Genomic DNA, 16,968 nt, shown 5'->3' with positions numbered 1-16,968 from the left:
TCCGGGAACGACAGCACCACGGTATCGCCTGGCACCGACGAAATCCGGAAGGAAGCCTGTGATGTGCAGACCACACAGGTCAGGGAACGTTCGGGCCTTGGCGGCCCTCCCGATCCCGATTCCCCCCTCGCCCCAAGGCGACGGTCCCTTCGGGAGAACCTGATGGACGGCGTCAGGAAGCAGCCGGCGGAGGACGCGCCGATCCGTTCGGCGAGCGGCGTGCCGTTGCCGGAGGTGGCGGTGCCCGGCACGGCGGAGCGGCACCCCGTGGACCCGGACGGCGGACCGGATATCCGGCTGGGCCTGCCGGGTGAGTTTCCGTACACCCGCGGCATCCGTCCGGCGATGTACCGCGAACGTCCCTGGACCATCCGGCAGCTCGCCGGGTTCGGCACCGCCCAGGAGACCAACGCCCGCTACCGGATGCTGCTCGACGGCGGGGCCACCGGGATCAACGGCGTCTTCGACTATCCCAGCCTGCGGGCCTTCGACTCCGACGACCCGAGGGCCGGGGCCGACGTCGGCCGCGGCGGCGTCGCCGTGGACCTGCGCGGCGACTTCGACACGCTCTTCGACGGCATCCCGCTGGACGAGGTGAGCGTCTCGCTGGTCTCCTCCCAGCCGATCGGGGCGGTGCCCCACCTCGCGATGTACGTGCGGTCGGCCGAGCGGCGCGGCTTCGCGCCCGCCCGCCTCGCGGGCACCAGCCAGAACGACTTCCTGATGGAGACGGCGATCACCATCGCGCCCGAGGCGCTGCCGCCCGCCGGGTCCTTCCGGCTGGCCTGCGACCTGGCCGAGTTCGCGCTCCGGACGATGCCGCGCTGGAACCCGGTCAGCGTGAGCGGCTACAACTACCGCGAGGCCGGCGCGGACGCGGTCCTGGAGATGGCGCTGTGCCTGGCCCACGGGCAGGCCGTCGTACGGGCGCTGCTCGGCCGCGGCCTCGCCGCCGAGCCGGTCCTCGCCCGGGTCACCTTCTTCCTCAGCGCCCACAGCGACTTCTTCGAGGAGGTCGCGAAGTATCGCGCGCTGCGCCGCATGTGGGCCCACTGGGTGCGCGACGAGCTCGGCGTCCGCGACCCGCGGGCGCAGCTGCTGCGCTACCACGTCCAGACGTCGGGGGTCACCAACAGCGCCCGGCACGCGCACGTCAACATCGCGCGGAGCGCCCTGCAGGGCCTCGCGGCGGTGTGCGGCGGCACCCAGTCGCTGCACGTCAACGGGTACGACGAGGCGGTGTGCATCCCGAGCGAGCACGCCGCGCTGACCGCGCTGCGCACGCAGTACGTGCTGCTGCACGAGACCGGGGTGGCGAAGGTCGCCGACCCCCTCGGCGGCAGCTACCTCGTGGAGTACCTCACCGACGCGCTGGAGGAGCGGGCCCGGAGCGTCCTGGAGCGCATCGGGGAGCTCGGCGGGATCGTCGCCGCGACCGAGCGGGGATGGGTGCACGCGGAGCTCGCGCGGACCGCCTTCACCGAGCAGAAGGCGATCGAGAACGGCGAGCGCCTCGTCGTCGGCGTCAACACGCAACTCGACGGCGACGCCGAGGAGCTCGACCGCTTCGAGCTGCCGGACGGCAGCCTCGACCGGCAGGTGGCCGCGCTGAAGCGGGCGCGGTCCCGCCGCGACCGGGAGGGGGCCGGCGTCGCCCTCAAGCGGGTCGCCCGCGTCTGCCGGGACGGCGAGAACGTCATGCCGGCGGTCCTCGACGCGGTCGACGCGGATGTCACGTTGGGCGAGCTCGGCCGGGTGTTCCGCGACGAGCTGGGACGATGGGAGTTCCCGTTGTGGCAGGAGAGCTGAGCGGCCGCAAGGGCGTCGTGGCGAAGCTGGGCATGGACGCCCACTGGCGCGGCGCGATCGTGGTGTGCAACGGGCTGCGGGAGGCCGGGATGGACGTGGTCTATCTCGGGCACACCACCCCCGCCGACCTCGTGGCCGCCGTCCGCCGGGAGCGGCCCGACATGGTGGGGTTGTCCTCTCTGTCGGGCAACCATCTGCAGGAGTGCCGCCGCCTGATGAGCGCCCTGGGCGCCGAGGAGCTGGGGGATCTGCGGGTCGTCGTCGGCGGCACGATCCCGGCCGAGGACCGGGAGACGCTGCTGGCCCTGGGCGTCGACCAGATCTTCGGCACCGGCAGCCGCCTCGACGTCATCGTCGACGAGGTCGCCGCCCTGCTCGACAAGTGAACCCGGCCACCGAGCCCGGCCACTGAGCACGACCGCCGGGCCGGTGGCGCTCCCCCCGGGCCTCGCGGGCGGTCGCCGCCCGTGCCGGGTGCGGAGGGGCGGCGACCGCGCGAGGCCCGAAGGCGTTCCGGGCGGTTCAGGCGTTGAGGGGCTCCGTCGTGGCGAAGCGCTCGGCGTAGCAGGCTCCGGGCGACCGGTCGAGGTCGATGCCGAAGATGTCGCGGTAGGCCGCCACGACCGCCTGCTCGTCCTCCAGCGTCACCTCCGTCGTACGGCCGCCCGATGTCGTGATCAGCCGGTTGCCGTGCAGCGTCACCCGGCCGTCGGGGGTGCTGAGCGAGCAGAGGTCCATCGCGTTCCAGAACGACTCGGGCGACACCTGGTGCCAGTCCCAGGACGGCACGAAGTCACGCAGCCGCCGGGGATGCGCCTCGACCCGGTAGCGCGGGCTGCCATCGCAGTACACGTCGAGGTCGCCGTGGCCGGCCTCGACCACCCGGAACTCGCCGCCGGGGTCGCGCTGCGGCTCGTCGGTGTCCATGCGCAGCGGGAACACGTTGAACTGGCCGAACCCGACGTCCACGAGCCAGGGCCCGTCCAGCTCGACCCGGAGGACGAGGTGGTCGAGCGGGAAGACGGGCGTGCCGTCCTCCTCGAACACCGCCGCCGCCAGCAGCGTGACGTCGTACCCGATCTCACGCAGCAGCGCGGCGAAGGCCCCGTTGAGCTCGTAGCACCCGCCGCCGCGGCGCAGCCGTACGAGCTTGTCGAGGAACACGTCCTCGTCGAGGGTGACCGGTGTGCCGAGACGGGTGTAGATGTTCTCCCACGGCACGTGGTAGAGGTGCCGCTGGTGCAGCTCACGCAACGTGTCGAGGTCTGCCGCGCGCGGCGCCGGCGCGCCGATGCGGTCGAGATAGGCGCGCATCATCCGCTGGTCCATGCGTTCGATCGTGCCATCGCGCGGCCTCCGGGGGCGGCCCGCGAGAGCGGCCCGAGACCACGCGGAGGCGGGTCTGAGGCCACCGCGACGGTGGGATGCGACTGAGACCACGCTGATAGCGCGCCCGGCTACGGTGCGACCAGCCCTGTTGTCCTTACAGGAGGACGGCCATGCGCACCTTGTCCTGTTCCGCCCCGGACCTGGCCGGGCGGATCGCCCGGCGCCACTTCGTCGGGCAGGACAGGGTCGCCGTCGCCGCGGACGCCGACGAGCTGATCCGCCTGCTCGCCGCCTCGCGCCGCGCCGATCCCCGGCCCGCCGTGATCAACGCGCAGACCCGGCGCGGGCACGCCGACAGCCTGCGCTCCGCCGGGATGCCGTTCGTGGAGCTGCCCCTGCGCGACTACCGGATCTGCGCCGAGGAGCTGTGCGCGCGGATGGCGCACGGCGCCGGCATGGTCGTCGTGGCCCACCCGCACGATCCGACGGGCGGGGTGCTCGACGCCGAGTCCGTACGGTCGCTGTGCGCGGCGGCCCGGCGGTACGGCACGCTCGTCGTGTTCGACGAGTCGAGCGCGGAGTTCGCGCTGGGCCCGGGCTTCACCTCCGCCCGGTGGAACGCGCGGTACGGGTCGCACGTCTGCGTGCTGCGGACCGACGGGTCGCCGGGGTTCGGCTACCTGATCGGGGCGCCCGCGGTGGTGGGACGCCTGCCCGCGCCGCGTCCGCCCGCCGCCGCCCCGGCCCACGATGTGGCCGTGCTGGAACGCCTCCGCGCCACCAACCGGTCCGCCCGGGAGTCGCTGTGCCGGGGGCTGGCGGAACTGGGCGTCGAGTTCCTCCCCTCGGCCGCCGACTTCGTGCTCGTCCGGCTGCCCGGGACAGCGTCGCGGGTCGCGGAGGAACTGCGCGCGGCCGGTCACGCCTCGGCCGCCGACATGACTTCCATCGGGCTGCGTGACCACCTGCGCGTGCCGGTCGGCCGGGAGGACGACGTGGCCGCCCTCCTCGGACTCCTCCGGACGGTCCTGGCCGCCCGCGCCATCCCGTGACCCCACCGGCCTGAAGCCGGGGTGACGCGTCCCGCCGCGTCGATCATGCGCCTGGCGGCGGTCCGTACGGTCACCGGCGCGCGGCCACCCGGAACCAGACCGATGTGCCGGTGTCGTCCTGCCACGCACCCCATGCGGTGGCGAGTCCGTCCACCAGCCAGAGGCCGCGCCCGCCGACGGCCTCGGTGTCCGGCGCCCGCACCACCGGCGCGCCGGTGGCCGATCCGCCGTCGCGCACCTCGACGCGTACGCCTCCGGTGTCGCAGGTCACCCGCACCGCCACCCGGCCGTCCTCGTCGCGTCCCGAGTCGGAGTGCGTGACGGCGTTGGTGACCACCTCGCTCAGCAGCAGCACCACGTCGTCGAGGACCGGTGCCGCGACCCGCTCTCCGAGCAGGCCGCGCGCCCACTCCCGAGCCTCGGAGACCGATCTGTCCGCCCCGGGGAACTCCCGCCGCCAGGTGCCGTACGGCCGAGGGACCGGCGAGGCGCGCACGCCCGCGCCGCGCGGCTTCCGGCTCGTCCCGGCGAACCCCTCGTGCCGCTCGCCCGCCGTCACCGATCGCCTCCAGCCTGGAGATTCGGCCTCCCGGCCTTTCTCCGCCCTGCGCGGACCTCCCCTCGCCCGGTTGGCGGAGGAGTTTCACCGCGTTCATCCGGGATCGACCGTGCAGCCGCCGGAGAAATGCGCGCTCTGCTTTTATCCGGCTTTCCCGAATGGACGACCCGCGCCTAGACTTCCTTTCCGTCATCGGGCCGGCGAGTGGTTCGGCAGGCCGAAACAGCGCAGGTCATGACACCCCCTGGCCTGTCGTGGACTGGGCACGGAATTACCCCGCGTACGCCGAATGGAATTGTCTTGATCGGGAGGAAATGCGATGAATGTTGTGCCATCTCTCGATCCCGCGTCCCCGAGGGTGCGCTTCGGCGCGGAGCTGCGCCGCCTCCGGGAGGCCGCGCAGCTCTCGCAGGCGGCGGTGGCCGCGCGCCTCGGCCGCACCCAGACCCAGGTGAGCCGCCTGGAGAAGGCCACCCGGACCCCGTCGAAGTCCGACGCCGAACGGCTGGACCGGCTCTTCGGCACGCCCGACGGCGTCTCGTTCACGCGGCTCTATCAGCGGATCGTCGCCCAGCCCGGCGCCCCGGTCTGGTTCCGCAGCTGGGTCGAGGAGATCGAGCCCACCGCCCGCATCCTCCGTTCCTGGGACCCCCTCCTGATCCCCGGCCTCCTCCAGACCGAGGCGTACGCCCGGCATCTGTTCGGTCAGGCCCCGCAGATCTCCCTTGAAGAGGTGGAAGAGCGCGTCCAGGCGCGGATGCAGCGCGGGAGAATCCTCGACAGGGAGACTCCCCCGCTCATCCTCGTGCTCATCGACCCGGGAGTGCTGTGCCGCAGGGTCGGCGGGGCCGCGGTGATGCGCGAACAACTCGATCACCTACTTGAGATCGCGCAAAGGCCGACCGTTTACATCCAGGTCGTGGATCCGGTTTGCCTCGCCGGATTGCTGGGCGCATTTATGATCGCCGAGCTTCCGGACGGGCAACCCGACGCCGTTCATGTGGACTCTTCTGCAGCAGGGCAGATCACCACAGAACATGACACCGTAAGCGCGATCTGGAAGCGTTATGAGGCGATTCGCCGGTGGGCCTATCCTGAATCCATGTCCATCGAAATGATCGAGGAAGCGAGACGGGGATGGACCTGAGCGCTGCGGTATGGCGTAAGTCGTCGCTTTCCGGTGACAACGGCGGTCAGTGTGTCGAGGTGGCCGTCAACCTGCCGGGGGTGGTCGCCGTACGGGACAGCAAGGACCCGGACGGCCCCACGCTGGCCTTCACCCCCGCCGAATGGCAGGCATTCGTCAGCGGCATCAAAGCCGGAGACTTCGACTCCCTGCTCCGATGAAAATCAGGCGGTAGCCGGTGCCGCCTCTCCCTGGACGCGCGGGGGTGGGACGGGAACGAGGCGCGGCGGGTGTGAGCCGCCGCGCCCTGTGTGCCGTGTGGTCGGTGTGTCAGCTCGCCGAGCAGGAGACCGACGGCCAGGTCCAGTTGCCGTTGTGCTGGATCGTCACACCCCAGTTGTTGCCGCTGCCGTTGGGCCTGGCGACCAGCTGCTGCGAGCTGGGATAGCTGGTGCTGACGTTCCAGGTGGAGAGGACCTTCGCCGGGGACGGCACGTTCATCGTGACGGTCCAGTTGCTCGAACCGCTCACCGAGACGTTGAGGTTGTAGCGGTCGCTCCACTGCTGACCGGCGGAGAGCGTCGCGGTGCAGCCGCCGCCGTTGCCGGGGGGCGGAGTGGTCGGGTTCGACGTGGGGTTGCCGGAGCCCCCGATGGTGATGTTGGAGTTGCCGCTGCTCTGGTAGCCCTCGGTGGCGAGGATCTGGTAGTCGTGGCTGCCGAGCTGCATGCCGTAGCGGGCCCAGGCGTCGAAGTGGTTGCCGATGGTGATGGTGCCGCCGACCCGCTTCTGCTGCCGGACGCTCCAGTACTGGTTGAACGTCTGGTTGCCGTCGATCGACGGGGCGTTGTACCGAGTCGTCTGGTAGACGTCGTAGGTGCCGCCGTCAGAGGTCACCGTGCCCTTGTACGTCCCCGTCGGGCGGTAGGTGCCCCAGTTGTCGACGATGTAGTACTCGACCAGCGGGCCCCGGGTCCAGCCGTAGACCGCCAGGTAGGCGTTGCCGGACGGGTTGAAGCTGCCGGAGTAGGTGATGGTCCGGCGTCCGCCGGGCTTCCAGCCCTTGCCGGCGACGAAGTTGCCGGTGTTGCGCCAGGAGGTGCTGTAGTTTCCGCCCGATCCCAGGTCCATCGAGACGGTGCCCTGGCTGTCGGTCCAGAACGAGAAGAAGTACCCGTTGTTGGTACCGGTCTGGTTGGTGGTGACGGCCGCGTGGGCCACACCGGGCAGCAGCGCCACCGCCGCGGCCAGCACCACCGCGGTCACACGGCCGATCAACGACCGCAGACGGCCGCGGCCTCTCAAGTGCACGTGAACGTCGTTCATGTACGTACTTCCTCCTCGTGAACAAGCCGAAGACGGCAGGGAGAACGGTCGCGGCCAGCAATCGTGGTCAACCCGATGCCGAAACTATCGGCGCATTGGCGAAAGTATCGGCACGCCTGACTTGGGGTGTCAACGATTTCGGAGGGCCCGTAGAACCCTTTGGGCAGGTGGAGATTCGTGTAGACGCTGGTCGCCCAGTCGCACGAAGCCGAACTCCAGGGAGTGAAGAGCCGGTCAATGTCGGTGAAAGTTTCACGATTCCGGCTACACGACGCAGCGAGACAGGCGCGGGCCGCGAGAACAGGTGCCGTTTTGGGCGGCAATCGGCGTCATCCTCGAAATTTTCATCGCCCACTTCGTGCAGGGATCGCCCACGAGGGGCGGTGGCCAGGGGTGATGAACGCGGCGAGATCGTCGGCCCCGGCCCGCCTCACACGCGTCGTTGACAGCGGTGTGGACGCCATCTGACACTTTCGCCGTTCAATCGATAGTTTCGTCGGCGAGGGGCCTCAACCGCTGTCGGAACCGGTCACCGACCGCGATGTGGTCCTCCGGTCGTCGCAGACACGACGACCGGTCACCCTCCGCCGCGTTGTGCGACGTCGACGCCCGATGGCGGCCGTGACCCCACAGGCCACCGGCGGCCCGACGCCGCCCGGCCGCCTTCGGCCTTTCTCACGAGGAGGAAGTACGTACATGAACGTGCACTTGAGAGGCCGCGGCCGTCTGCGGTCGTTGATCGGCCGTACGGCCGCGGTGGTGCTGGCCGCGGCGGTGGCGCTGCTGCCCGGTGTGGCCCACGCGGCCGTCACCACCAACCAGACCGGCACCCACGACGGGTACTTCTTCTCGTTCTGGACCGACAGCCAGGGCACGGTCTCCATGGACCTGGGCTCGGGCGGGAACTACAGCACCTCCTGGCGGAACACCAACAACTTCGTCGCCGGCAAGGGCTGGAAGCCCGGCGCGCGCAGAACGGTGACCTACTCCGGCAGTTTCAACCCCTCCGGCAACGCCTACCTGGCCCTGTACGGATGGACCCGCGGTCCGCTGGTGGAGTACTACATCGTCGACAGCTGGGGCTCCTGGCGTCCCACCGGCACCTTCAAGGGCACCGTCACCAGCGACGGCGGCACCTACGACGTCTACCAGACGACTCGGTACAACGCCCCGTCGATCGACGGCAACCAGACGTTCAACCAGTACTGGAGCGTCCGGCAGCAGAAGCGGGTCGGCGGCACCATCACCATCGGCAACCACTTCGACGCCTGGGCCCGCTACGGCATGCAGCTCGGCAGCCACGACTACCAGATCCTCGCCACCGAGGGCTACCAGAGCAGCGGCAACTCCAACGTCACGATCAACGGCACCACCACCAGCCCCTCCGCCTCGCCGTCGTCCTCGCCGTCCACCCGTCCCTCGCCCTCGGTCACGCCCTCGACCTCGCCCTCCTCGCCGCAGGGCGGCGGACCGTGCCGCGTGTCCTACGTGAAGAACGAGTGGAACAACGGCTTCACCGCCGACATCAGCGTCACCAACACCGGGAGCAGCGCCATCAACGGGTGGACGCTGACGTGGTCCTTCTCCGGCGGCCAGCAGGTCACCAGCGCCTGGAACGCCACCGTCAGCCAGAGCGGCTCGTCGGTCACCGCACGCAACGTGTCCTACAACGGCTCGCTGGCCCCCGGTGCCAGCACCTCGTTCGGCTTCCAGGGCACGCACAACGGCAGCAACCCCACCCCCTCGGCCTTCAGCCTGAACGGCTCGGCCTGCACCATCGGCTGACCCACCCGCCCGTACGTCACGACGTACGGGCGACGTGAAGAAACGACGTGAAGAACACGGGGAGCGGGCGATCACGCCCGCTCCCCTCTCCATGCCCGTCTCTACGTGCCCGTCAGAGCCCGCGGCTCCCCGCGTTCACCGGGAGGCCCAGAGCATCCCCCGTTCGATGACGGTGCGCACGCTGTCGTTCCGCAGGACCTCGAGGTTGTGGCCCGGGGTGGCGACGAAGACCTTCCCGCTCCCCCACCGCCGGGTCCAGATCGCCGGCGAGGTGACCTCCCGGTGCCAGGGGTCCCACGGCCGGACCTTCTGCGTCGTCGTCGCCAGCACGTCGACGTACTCGTCGGTCAGCACCCAGTACTGCTCGGTGACGAGGTCGAAGTCGGCGATGCCCTCCGTGATGGGGTGCGAGGCCGCCTCGGGCAGGATGTTCACGGTGTACGGCACGAAGTAGTTCTCCTCCGCGCCCTCGCGCCATTCGGCCGGGTCCTTCCCCGGATGGCAGGCGAACTGCCCTCCGATGAGGTGCAGATAGTCGGAGGTGCTGCGGAAGGAGTCGGCGATGCCGCCGTGCCATCCCGCCATCCCCGTGCCCGCCCGGATCGCGGCGTCCAGCCCGCGCACCTCCTCCGGCTCGATGGTGCCCATCGTGTAGCACTGCACGATGAGATCGACGTCCGCCATGAACGCGCTGTCCGCGTACGGCGCCGGGGAGTCGGCCCGGACCACCTCGAAGCCGTTCTTCTCCAGGAACGGAATGAACAACTCGGTGGCCTCCACCGGGACGTGCCCTTCCCAGCCACCCCGCACCACGAGGGCCCTGCGGCCCTGGTCACCTGTCATGCGCTCGCCTGTCTCGCTCGGGATCAGCGTCAGTGATCTTCACATTCCACACCAGCGTGGCGGCTAACGCCACAAATCCTCCACACCAGCGCCGCAGCGGCCGATCGATGGAGCGGGATTGTCGGTCGCGAGCGCGATACTCGCGCTGCGATCACGAGGAGGAGGCGTCCGAGACGGCGCGGTCGCTCCGCCGTGACGCTTGAAGTCCATTGAACGACGGGCTCTACACCAGACGCAGCGTGGAGGTATCGGTATGAGCGCGGGTCGGATGCTGACCTATGTCGGCGGCGGTTCGGCGAAGTTCTGGGAGGTGCGCCAGGACGGTACGGAGCTGAACATTCGCTATGGACGGCTCGGCGCGACCGGTCAGACGCAGGTCAAGTCGTTCGGCTCCGCTGCCGCCGCCACGGCGGCTGCGGACAAGCTGGTGGCGGAGAAGCTGCGCAAGGGTTACACGGAAGACGAAGCGGCCGCCGCGCCGGTGACCTCCCCGCCCGTGGCCTCCTCTGCCGCGACTTCTCCGGAGGAGACCTCTCCGGCAGGGATCGGCGACGCCGAGGACGAGGACCGGCTGACGATGCCGGCCGCCTGGCTGCGCGCTCTTCATCCGCGGCGGGGTGGCGTGCAGGTCACCGTGAAGCGGCCGGACGCGAGCGCGCCCAGTCAACTTGCCGCGATGGTGAACGAGCGTCGGCAGTTGATCCGCGATTCCCTGGCGAAGTGCTCCGACCAGGAGATCGCCGCCGCGGGCACGGCGCACCTGGCCGGGGAGCCCTCGCCGCTCGGCGCCGCGGTGGTCGCCTCGCTGGTGGCCGCCGCCCTGCCGTGGAACGAGCGGACGTCGTTGCCGCTGTTCGCCGAGACCTGGCTGGTCGCACGCGGCCCGGTGTTCGCGGCGACCGCCGTGACCGAACTGGCCTCGCTCAACGGGTACGCCCAGCCGATCCGGCGGCTCGCCGACGATGAGTCCCCCAATCATTGGTACGGCTGGCCCTGGATGGAAATCGCCTCGCGGGTCCGTGCCGTCCTCTCGGCGGTGCCGGACGCCGAGTACGCCGAGGTCGTCGCGGCGCTGGAGGCGAGCCGGGAAGGCGGGCTCCACCATCGGGTGGCGGCCTCCTACCTGGCCCCCACCGAGGTGGACTGGGTCGCGGACGACTGCGCCGAAGTGAGCCGCGTCAACCCGAATCCCGCCCTCAGCCTGATCGCCGCGGTCAGCACGCCGGAGCAGGCGGCGCTCATCGCCGACCACCTGCCGGGCTACGGTGTGATGAACTTCCTCGCTCTGCCCACCACGATCATCGATGGCATGGGAGGCGCGGCCGTACCGGTGCTCGCCGGATGGTACGACAAGCTCTACGACGTGGAGAGCCGGCGGCGGCTGCTGGGCGTGCTCGCCGAGCTGCCGACCGACGCGGCCATGCGGGCGATCCTCGACCGGATCGACCACAAGCACGCCGAGCCGGCACTCCTGCGCGCGGCGGCCCGCTTCCCACGCCGGGCGATGCGGATGCTCGCCACCTCCAATGGCACGTCCGGTGGCAAGGTCGTGGACATGCTGCTGCGCGCCCATGTGCTGGCCCATCCCGGCCTGGTGGCCGAGGTGCTCGCGAGCGTCGACGACGCCGCGACCGGGCGGATCAACAAGATCACGGCCGCGCCGGCCGTCCCTGTCGCTCCGCTCGACGCCCTGCCCGAGGTGCTGGTCAGCCCGCCCTGGACCCGCCCGCGCAAGGCCCGCAAGCCCGCCGTGGTGAACGACCTGGTGTGCACCGACGAGCCGGCCGTGCTGTGGCGGCCGGGCGAGCGGGACACCTGGAGTGCCGCCCTGCCGGAGCACCGTTCCTGGGACCGGCCCCGGCGCGAGTGGAAGAAGGTCGCCTCCCGGATCGCCGAGCAGATCGCCACTGGCCGGCAGACCCCCTCGTACGCGTACGACGAGAGCGCCCTGTTCGCCGGCGGGCCCGAGGAGCTGGCCGCACCGCTGATCGAGAAGTGGCGCCCGGGCTACCTGTGGGGAGCCTCCGACTGGATGCCGCAGGTGGCCGCCAGGTTCGGGCCGGCGGCGCTGCCCATGATGCTGGACAGCGCCCGGCGCGCCCCCGTCCAGATCGCTCCGCTGCTGCTTCCGTTCACCGCCCCGGAGATCGCCGTGCTGATGGCCGAGTGGCTGGCCCGGCTGAGGTCGGTGCGCGCCACCGCGCTGGCGTGGCTGGCCCGCCACCCCGAGACGGCCGCGAGGGCACTGATCCCGGCGGCTCTGGGCACACCCGGAGTGGCCCGGCGGCAGGCGGAGCAGGCGCTGGCGGTGCTGGCCGCGGGCGACGGCCGCGAGGCCGTGACGGAGGCCGCCGCGGGGTACGGCCCCGCCGCCGAGACCGCGGTCGCCGATCTGCTCGCGGCCGACCCGCTCGACGCGCTGCCCGCCAGGATGCCCGTGCTGCCCGAGTGGGCGGAGGTCGCGGTCTTCACACCGGTCCAGTTGCGCGGCGGCGCGGGTGTGCTGCCGCCCGAGGCGGTCCGCCACGTGATGACGATGCTGGCGATCTCCCGGCTCGGGGACCCGTACGCGGGTCTGACCCTGGTGAAGGAGGCCTGCGACAGCCGCGGCCTCGCGGACCTCGGCTGGGCCCTGTTCCAGCGCTGGCAGGGGGCCGGCTATCCGTCCAAGGAGAGCTGGGTGATGGACGCGCTGGCACTGATCGGCGACGACGAGACCATCCGGCGGCTGACGCCGCTGATCAGGACCTGGCCCGGTGACGGCGGGCACTCGCGGGCGGTCGCGGGCCTGGACCTGCTGGCCGCCATCGGCTCCGACGTCGCCCTGATGCACCTGCACGGCATCGCCGAGAAGGTCAAGTTCACCGGGCTCAAGAACCGGGCCAGGCAGAAGATGAACGAGGTCGCCGCGGATCTCGGCCTGACCTCGCAGGAGCTGGCCGACCGGCTGGTGCCCGACTTCGGGCTGGCCGCCGACGGCAGCCTGACCCTCGACTACGGCCGCAGGCAATTTGTCGTCGGCTTCGACGAGCAGCTCAAGCCGTACGTGACCGACGCCGCGGGGAAGCGGCTGAAGAACCTGCCCAAGCCGGGGGCGAACGACGATCCGGAGCTCGCGCCCGCCGCCTACCAGCGGTTCACCGGGCTGAAGAAGGACGTGCGCGCCGTGGCCGCGGACAGCATCCACCGGCTGGAGCAGGCCATGGTGAACCGGCGCCGCTGGACCGGTGCGGACTTCCGGCGGCTGCTCGTCGGCCACCCGCTGCTCTGGCACATCGTGCGGCGGCTGGTGTGGGGGCTCTACGACTCCTCGGGCCGGCTCACCGGCGCCCTGCGGGTGGCCGAGGACCGCAGTTTCGCCGACGTCGAGGACGACACGCTGACGTTGCCCGACGAGGCCGTCGTCGGGGTGGCACACCCGCTGGAGCTGGGTGGGGAACGGGCCGCGTGGGCCGAGGTGTTCGCCGACTACGAGATCCTGCAGCCGTTCCCGCAGCTGGGCCGGGAGACCTACGGCCCGGACGAGACCCTGCTGGGCGAGATCCTGGCCGCCAGAGTTCCCACGGGCCGGGTGCTCGGCCTGGAACGGCGGGGCTGGCGGCGGGGCTACCCGCAGGACGCCGGTTGGCAGGGCTGGATCGAGCGGGACGTGCCCGGCGGCGGGACCGTCACCGTCGGTCTCGATCCGGGCATCTCGATCGGCTACCCCGAGTTCGCCGACGAGCAGACCCTGACGGGCGTGTCCCTCGACGGCCTCGACCCGATCACCGTGTCCGAGATCCTGCGCGACCTCAGGGAGATCACCCGTTGAACGAGCACGCACAGCGGCCCCCGGCCGAGATCCGCTACGCCGCCGAGCTGGCCAGGCTGCGGGACAGCGACACCGACGCCCGGCCGCCCGGCTGGGCGCTGAGCCTGCGGGCCGCCCGGCGCTTCGTCCTCGGGGACGAGAAGCTGGGCGTCAGCCGCAAGTTCGTGGGCGACCCCTCACTGATCGACCGATCGCTGGTGACGCTCGCGACCAACCGCGGGCTGATGCTGGTGGGCGAGCCGGGCACGGCGAAGTCGCTGCTGTCCGAGCTGCTCGCCGCGGCGGTGAGCGGAACCTCGACGCTCACCATCCAGGGCGGAGCGGCCACCACCGAAGACCAGATCAAGTATTCGTGGAACTACGCGCTGCTGGTCGCCGAGGGCCCGTCCACCCGGTCGCTGGTGGCCGCTCCGCTGCTGCGCGGCATGGCCGAGGGCAAGGTGGTGCGCTTCGAGGAGATCACCCGGTGCCCGCTGGAGGTGCAGGACTGCCTGCTGTCGCCTCTGTCGGACCGCGTGCTCGCGGTACCGGAGCTGACCGGCCCGGAGGCGATGGTGTTCGCCCAGGAGGGGTTCACCGTCATCGCCACCGCCAACACCCGCGACCGCGGCGTCAACGAGATGAGCGCCGCGCTCAAGCGCCGGTTCAACTTCGAGACGGTCTTCCCCATCGCCGACTTCGACACCGAACTGCTGCTGGTGGAGGCGGAGGCCACCGCTCTCCTGAAACGGTCAGGAGTCGGCGCGCCGCCACGGCGCGACGTGCTGGAGGTCCTGGTCACCGCGTTCCGGGAGCTGCGCGGCGGGCAGACCGCGCGCGGCGACGCCACCGACCGGCTGTCCGGGGTGATGAGCACCGCCGAGGCCGTCTCGGTCGCGCACGCCGTCGGGCTGCGCGGGTGGTTCCTGCGCGGAGAGCCCGGCACCGCCGCCGATTTGGTCTCCTGTCTGGCCGGCACGGCGGCCAAGGACAACCCGGAGGACCTGGCGAAACTCCGCAGATATCTGGAGCAGCGGCGGTCGGGCAAACAGTGGAAGGCCGTGTACGAGGCCCGTCACCTTCTGCCGGGCTGACGATGGCGGTCACGTTCCTCGGCGTGCGGCACCACAGCCCCGCCTGCGCCCGGCTGGTCGCCGACACCATCCGTTCCCTGCGGCCCGCGTACGTGCTGGTCGAGGGCCCGGCGGAGATGAACCACCGGATGGACGAGCTCCTGCTGGAGCACGAGCTGCCGATCGCGGTCTACACGAGCTACCGGGACTCCGAACGACGGCACGGTTCGTGGACCCCGCTGTGCGACTACTCCCCCGAGTGGACGGCGCTGGTCGCGGGCCGGGACGTCGGCGCGGAGCTCCGGTTCATCGACCTGCCCGCCTGGCATCCGGCGCTGGCCGGGGTCCGCAACCGTTACGCCGACGCGGAGGCCCGCTACACCGAGGTGACCGGACGGCTGTGCCGCACCTTCGATGTGGACAACGTGGACGCGTTGTGGGACCACCTGTTCGAGATCGAACCGGGCGGCGGGCTGGCCGAACGGCTGGCGACCTACTTCGACCTGGTCCGCGGCGACACACCGGCCGGTCCGGACGACACGGCCCGCGAGGCGTACATGGCGCGGTGGGTCCGGGCCGCCGTCGCCGACGCGGGCGACCGGCCGGTGGTCGTGGTCACGGGCGGCTTCCACCGCCCCGCGCTGGTCCGGCTGGCCGGGCAGGGCGACCACGACTGGCCGGAGGTGCCGCGGCCACCGGCGGAGGCGGTCGTCGGCAGCTACCTGGTGCCGTACTCGTTCCGGCGGCTGGACGCCTTCGACGGCTACCAGTCGGGGATGCCGTCGCCGGGTTACTACCAGCGCCTGTGGGAGTCGGGTCCCGCCGAGGCCGCCCGCGGGCTCACCGAGGCGGTGACCGCCCGGCTGCGCGCCCGGCGTCAGCCGGTGTCCACCGCGGACCTCATCGCCGCCCGGGCCACCGCCGACGGGCTCGCGTTGCTGCGCGGCCACCCGCATCCGGCCCGGGTCGACGTGCTGGACGGCCTGGCGAGCGCGCTGGTCGGCGAGGCGATCGAGACCCCGCTGCCCTGGGCGGCGCGCGGCCCGCTGCGGGCCGGTAGCCATCCCGTGATCGTGGAGATGGTCGCGGCCCTCAGCGGCGACCGGATGGGGCGCCTGCATCCCTCGACTCCGCTGCCGCCGCTGGTCCACGCGGTTCTCGCGGTGCTGGGTGATCCGGGGGAGGAACGGCTCGACCTCGGCTCGGACGCCGGCCGCGAGCGCAGCCGGTTGCTGCACCGGCTGCGGGTGCTGCGGATCCCCGGCGTGGTGCGCACCTCGGGACCCCGCCCTGCGGGCGGCGCGGAGCTGACCGAACGATGGACGCTCACGGAGGCCGACGACCGGCTGCCCGCGCTGATCGAGGCCGGCGGGTACGGCGTGGACCCGCAGGAGGCGGCGGCCGCCGCCCTCGCCGAGCGGATCCCGGGCGCGGGCCTGGACGAGCTGGCCGAGGTGCTGTTCGACACGGCGCTGTGCGGCGTCGGCGACCTGACCGGGCAGGTGCTCGACGACCTGACGAGGGCCGTCGAGACGGCGGCCGACCTGGGAGAGCTGGGCCGCGTCCTCGCCGTCGCCCTGGCGATGTGGCGCCACGACGACCTGTTCCGCACCAGCGGCGGCGCCACTGTGGGCACGGTCGTCCGGGCCGCCACCCGCCGGGCGCTGTGGCTGGCCGAAGGCGTGCGCGGCGGACCCGCACCGGCCGACCTCCGGCGCGTCGGCGCGATGACCGCCGTCCGCGACGCCCTCAGGCACGCCGGCCCGTCGCTCGGACTGGACACGCCCGCGGCGCTGGGCGTCGCGGACCGGGTCGCCGCCTGCCGGGACGCGCCGCCCGACCTGCGCGGCGCGGCGCTGGGCCTGGGCTGGTCGCTGCGCGGGACGGCCGCCGCGGACCCCGCCCGCGCGGTGCGCGGCGCGTTCGTCCCCGAGTCGGCCGGAGACTGGCTGACCGGGTTGTTCGCGCTCGCCCGGGAGGAGGTGCTGCACACCTCCGGGATGCTGGAACTGCTCGACGACCTGGTCGGAGAGATGACCGACCACGACTTCCTGGTCGCCCTGCCCGCGCTGCGCCAGGCGTTCGGCTTCTTCCCGCCCCGCGAACGGCACCTCATCGCCACCCGCCTGGTCGAGCGGCGTACGGGCGGCGCGTCGGGGTGGGACCTGATGCGGCTGGACGCGGCGCCGGAACTGGTGGCCGCCGGGAGGGCTCTGGACGAGCGGGTCGAGGCGGCGCTGCGCCGGGAGGGACTGATCACACCGTGACCTCGGAGG

Annotated in this window: 13 protein-coding genes; 9 read left to right on the top strand and 4 right to left on the bottom strand. The window is 71.8% G+C overall.

Annotation, left to right across the window (positions count from 1 at the left end; genetic code table 11):
* Nucleotides 1-162 precede the first annotated feature (162 nt).
* Both Mam01_RS25335 and Mam01_RS25330 read left to right on the top strand, forming a co-directional pair.
* Nucleotides 163-1,809, top strand: coding sequence for an acyl-CoA mutase large subunit family protein (locus Mam01_RS25335; RefSeq protein WP_204287694.1), 1,647 nt, complete (start codon nt 163-165; stop codon nt 1,807-1,809).
* Nucleotides 1,779-2,195 carry a cobalamin B12-binding domain-containing protein gene (locus Mam01_RS25330; RefSeq protein WP_204287693.1) on the top strand — a complete coding sequence of 139 codons (417 nt, stop codon included), beginning with the start codon at nt 1,779-1,781 and terminating at the stop codon, nt 2,193-2,195. Before Mam01_RS25335 ends, Mam01_RS25330 begins: the two co-directional genes overlap by 31 nt.
* Nucleotides 2,196-2,331: 136 nt before the next feature.
* Here Mam01_RS25330 and Mam01_RS25325 read toward each other — a convergent pair whose 3' ends face one another.
* Complete coding sequence (locus Mam01_RS25325) at nt 2,332-3,138, bottom strand: arylamine N-acetyltransferase family protein (protein ID WP_150929996.1); 807 nt, start codon at nt 3,136-3,138, stop codon at nt 2,332-2,334.
* 170 nt (nt 3,139-3,308) lie between these two features.
* Here Mam01_RS25325 and Mam01_RS25320 point away from each other — a divergent pair, with 170 nt between their 5' ends.
* A complete protein-coding gene (locus tag Mam01_RS25320; protein WP_204287692.1) occupies nt 3,309-4,190 on the top strand; it encodes an aminotransferase class I/II-fold pyridoxal phosphate-dependent enzyme in 882 nt (293 codons plus the stop codon).
* A gap of 70 nt (nt 4,191-4,260) precedes the next feature.
* Here Mam01_RS25320 and Mam01_RS25315 read toward each other — a convergent pair whose 3' ends face one another.
* The gene (locus Mam01_RS25315; protein WP_239101597.1) at nt 4,261-4,749 is read right to left on the bottom strand and encodes an ATP-binding protein; all 489 of its coding nucleotides are present in this window, start codon (nt 4,747-4,749) and stop codon (nt 4,261-4,263) included.
* Nucleotides 4,750-5,107: 358 nt separating this feature from the next.
* Between Mam01_RS25315 and Mam01_RS25310 the strand changes: the two genes are divergently transcribed.
* Together Mam01_RS25310 and Mam01_RS25305 are read left to right on the top strand one after the other, a co-directional pair.
* Nucleotides 5,108-5,896: a helix-turn-helix domain-containing protein gene (locus Mam01_RS25310; protein ID WP_204287691.1), complete on the top strand. Its 789-nt coding sequence runs from the start codon at nt 5,108-5,110 to the stop codon at nt 5,894-5,896.
* Nucleotides 5,887-6,096 (top strand): DUF397 domain-containing protein, encoded by a 210-nt coding sequence (locus Mam01_RS25305; protein WP_204287690.1) that lies wholly within the window; start codon nt 5,887-5,889, stop codon nt 6,094-6,096. Before Mam01_RS25310 ends, Mam01_RS25305 begins: the two co-directional genes overlap by 10 nt.
* Before the next feature lie 109 nt (nt 6,097-6,205).
* Here the strand turns inward: Mam01_RS25305 and xynA (Mam01_RS25300) are convergent, their stop codons facing one another.
* On the bottom strand, nt 6,206-7,201 hold the full coding sequence (xynA, locus tag Mam01_RS25300; RefSeq protein WP_204287689.1) for an endo-1,4-beta-xylanase XynA: 996 nt from the start codon (nt 7,199-7,201) through the stop codon (nt 6,206-6,208).
* Between the two features lie 696 nt (nt 7,202-7,897).
* Between xynA (Mam01_RS25300) and xynA (Mam01_RS25295) the strand changes: the two genes are divergently transcribed.
* Nucleotides 7,898-8,986, top strand: coding sequence for an endo-1,4-beta-xylanase XynA (xynA, locus tag Mam01_RS25295; RefSeq protein ID WP_204287688.1), 1,089 nt, complete (start codon nt 7,898-7,900; stop codon nt 8,984-8,986).
* Nucleotides 8,987-9,121: 135 nt separating this feature from the next.
* Here xynA (Mam01_RS25295) and Mam01_RS25290 read toward each other — a convergent pair whose 3' ends face one another.
* Nucleotides 9,122-9,829 carry a ThuA domain-containing protein gene (locus tag Mam01_RS25290; RefSeq protein ID WP_239101596.1) on the bottom strand — a complete coding sequence of 236 codons (708 nt, stop codon included), beginning with the start codon at nt 9,827-9,829 and terminating at the stop codon, nt 9,122-9,124.
* A gap of 253 nt (nt 9,830-10,082) precedes the next feature.
* Between Mam01_RS25290 and Mam01_RS25285 the strand changes: the two genes are divergently transcribed.
* Genes Mam01_RS25285 through Mam01_RS25275 form a run of 3 tightly spaced genes read left to right on the top strand, consistent with a single transcriptional unit; the run spans nt 10,083 to nt 16,959 of the window.
* On the top strand, nt 10,083-13,640 hold the full coding sequence (locus tag Mam01_RS25285) for a WGR and DUF4132 domain-containing protein (protein WP_204287687.1): 3,558 nt from the start codon (nt 10,083-10,085) through the stop codon (nt 13,638-13,640).
* Complete coding sequence (locus tag Mam01_RS25280; protein ID WP_204287686.1) at nt 13,637-14,713, top strand: ATP-binding protein; 1,077 nt, start codon at nt 13,637-13,639, stop codon at nt 14,711-14,713. Before Mam01_RS25285 ends, Mam01_RS25280 begins: the two co-directional genes overlap by 4 nt.
* A gap of 2 nt (nt 14,714-14,715) precedes the next feature.
* Nucleotides 14,716-16,959, top strand: coding sequence for a DUF5682 family protein (locus Mam01_RS25275; protein WP_204287685.1), 2,244 nt, complete (start codon nt 14,716-14,718; stop codon nt 16,957-16,959).
* The last annotated feature ends 9 nt before the right edge of the window (nt 16,960-16,968 follow it).

Source organism: Microbispora amethystogenes, from assembly GCF_016863015.1.
Lineage (GTDB): Bacteria > Actinomycetota > Actinomycetes > Streptosporangiales > Streptosporangiaceae > Microbispora > Microbispora amethystogenes.
The sequence above is the reverse complement of the archived record's forward strand: the minus strand, read 5'-3'. Positions and strand labels throughout refer to the sequence as shown.

What these genes read in the sequence shown, in the direction of transcription:
- Mam01_RS25335 (WP_204287694.1), top strand. Translation starts at nt 163, where the DNA reads ATGGACGGCGTCAGGAAGCAGCCGGCGGAGGACGCGCCGATCCGTTCG.
- Mam01_RS25330 (WP_204287693.1), top strand. Translation starts at nt 1,779, where the DNA reads ATGGGAGTTCCCGTTGTGGCAGGAGAGCTGAGCGGCCGCAAGGGCGTC.
- Mam01_RS25325 (WP_150929996.1), bottom strand. Translation starts at nt 3,138, where the DNA reads ATGGACCAGCGGATGATGCGCGCCTATCTCGACCGCATCGGCGCGCCG.
- Mam01_RS25320 (WP_204287692.1), top strand. Translation starts at nt 3,309, where the DNA reads ATGCGCACCTTGTCCTGTTCCGCCCCGGACCTGGCCGGGCGGATCGCC.
- Mam01_RS25305 (WP_204287690.1), top strand. Translation starts at nt 5,887, where the DNA reads ATGGACCTGAGCGCTGCGGTATGGCGTAAGTCGTCGCTTTCCGGTGAC.
- xynA (WP_204287689.1), bottom strand. Translation starts at nt 7,201, where the DNA reads ATGAACGACGTTCACGTGCACTTGAGAGGCCGCGGCCGTCTGCGGTCG.
- xynA (WP_204287688.1), top strand. Translation starts at nt 7,898, where the DNA reads ATGAACGTGCACTTGAGAGGCCGCGGCCGTCTGCGGTCGTTGATCGGC.
- Mam01_RS25290 (WP_239101596.1), bottom strand. Translation starts at nt 9,829, where the DNA reads ATGACAGGTGACCAGGGCCGCAGGGCCCTCGTGGTGCGGGGTGGCTGG.
- Mam01_RS25285 (WP_204287687.1), top strand. Translation starts at nt 10,083, where the DNA reads ATGAGCGCGGGTCGGATGCTGACCTATGTCGGCGGCGGTTCGGCGAAG.
- Mam01_RS25275 (WP_204287685.1), top strand. Translation starts at nt 14,716, where the DNA reads ATGGCGGTCACGTTCCTCGGCGTGCGGCACCACAGCCCCGCCTGCGCC.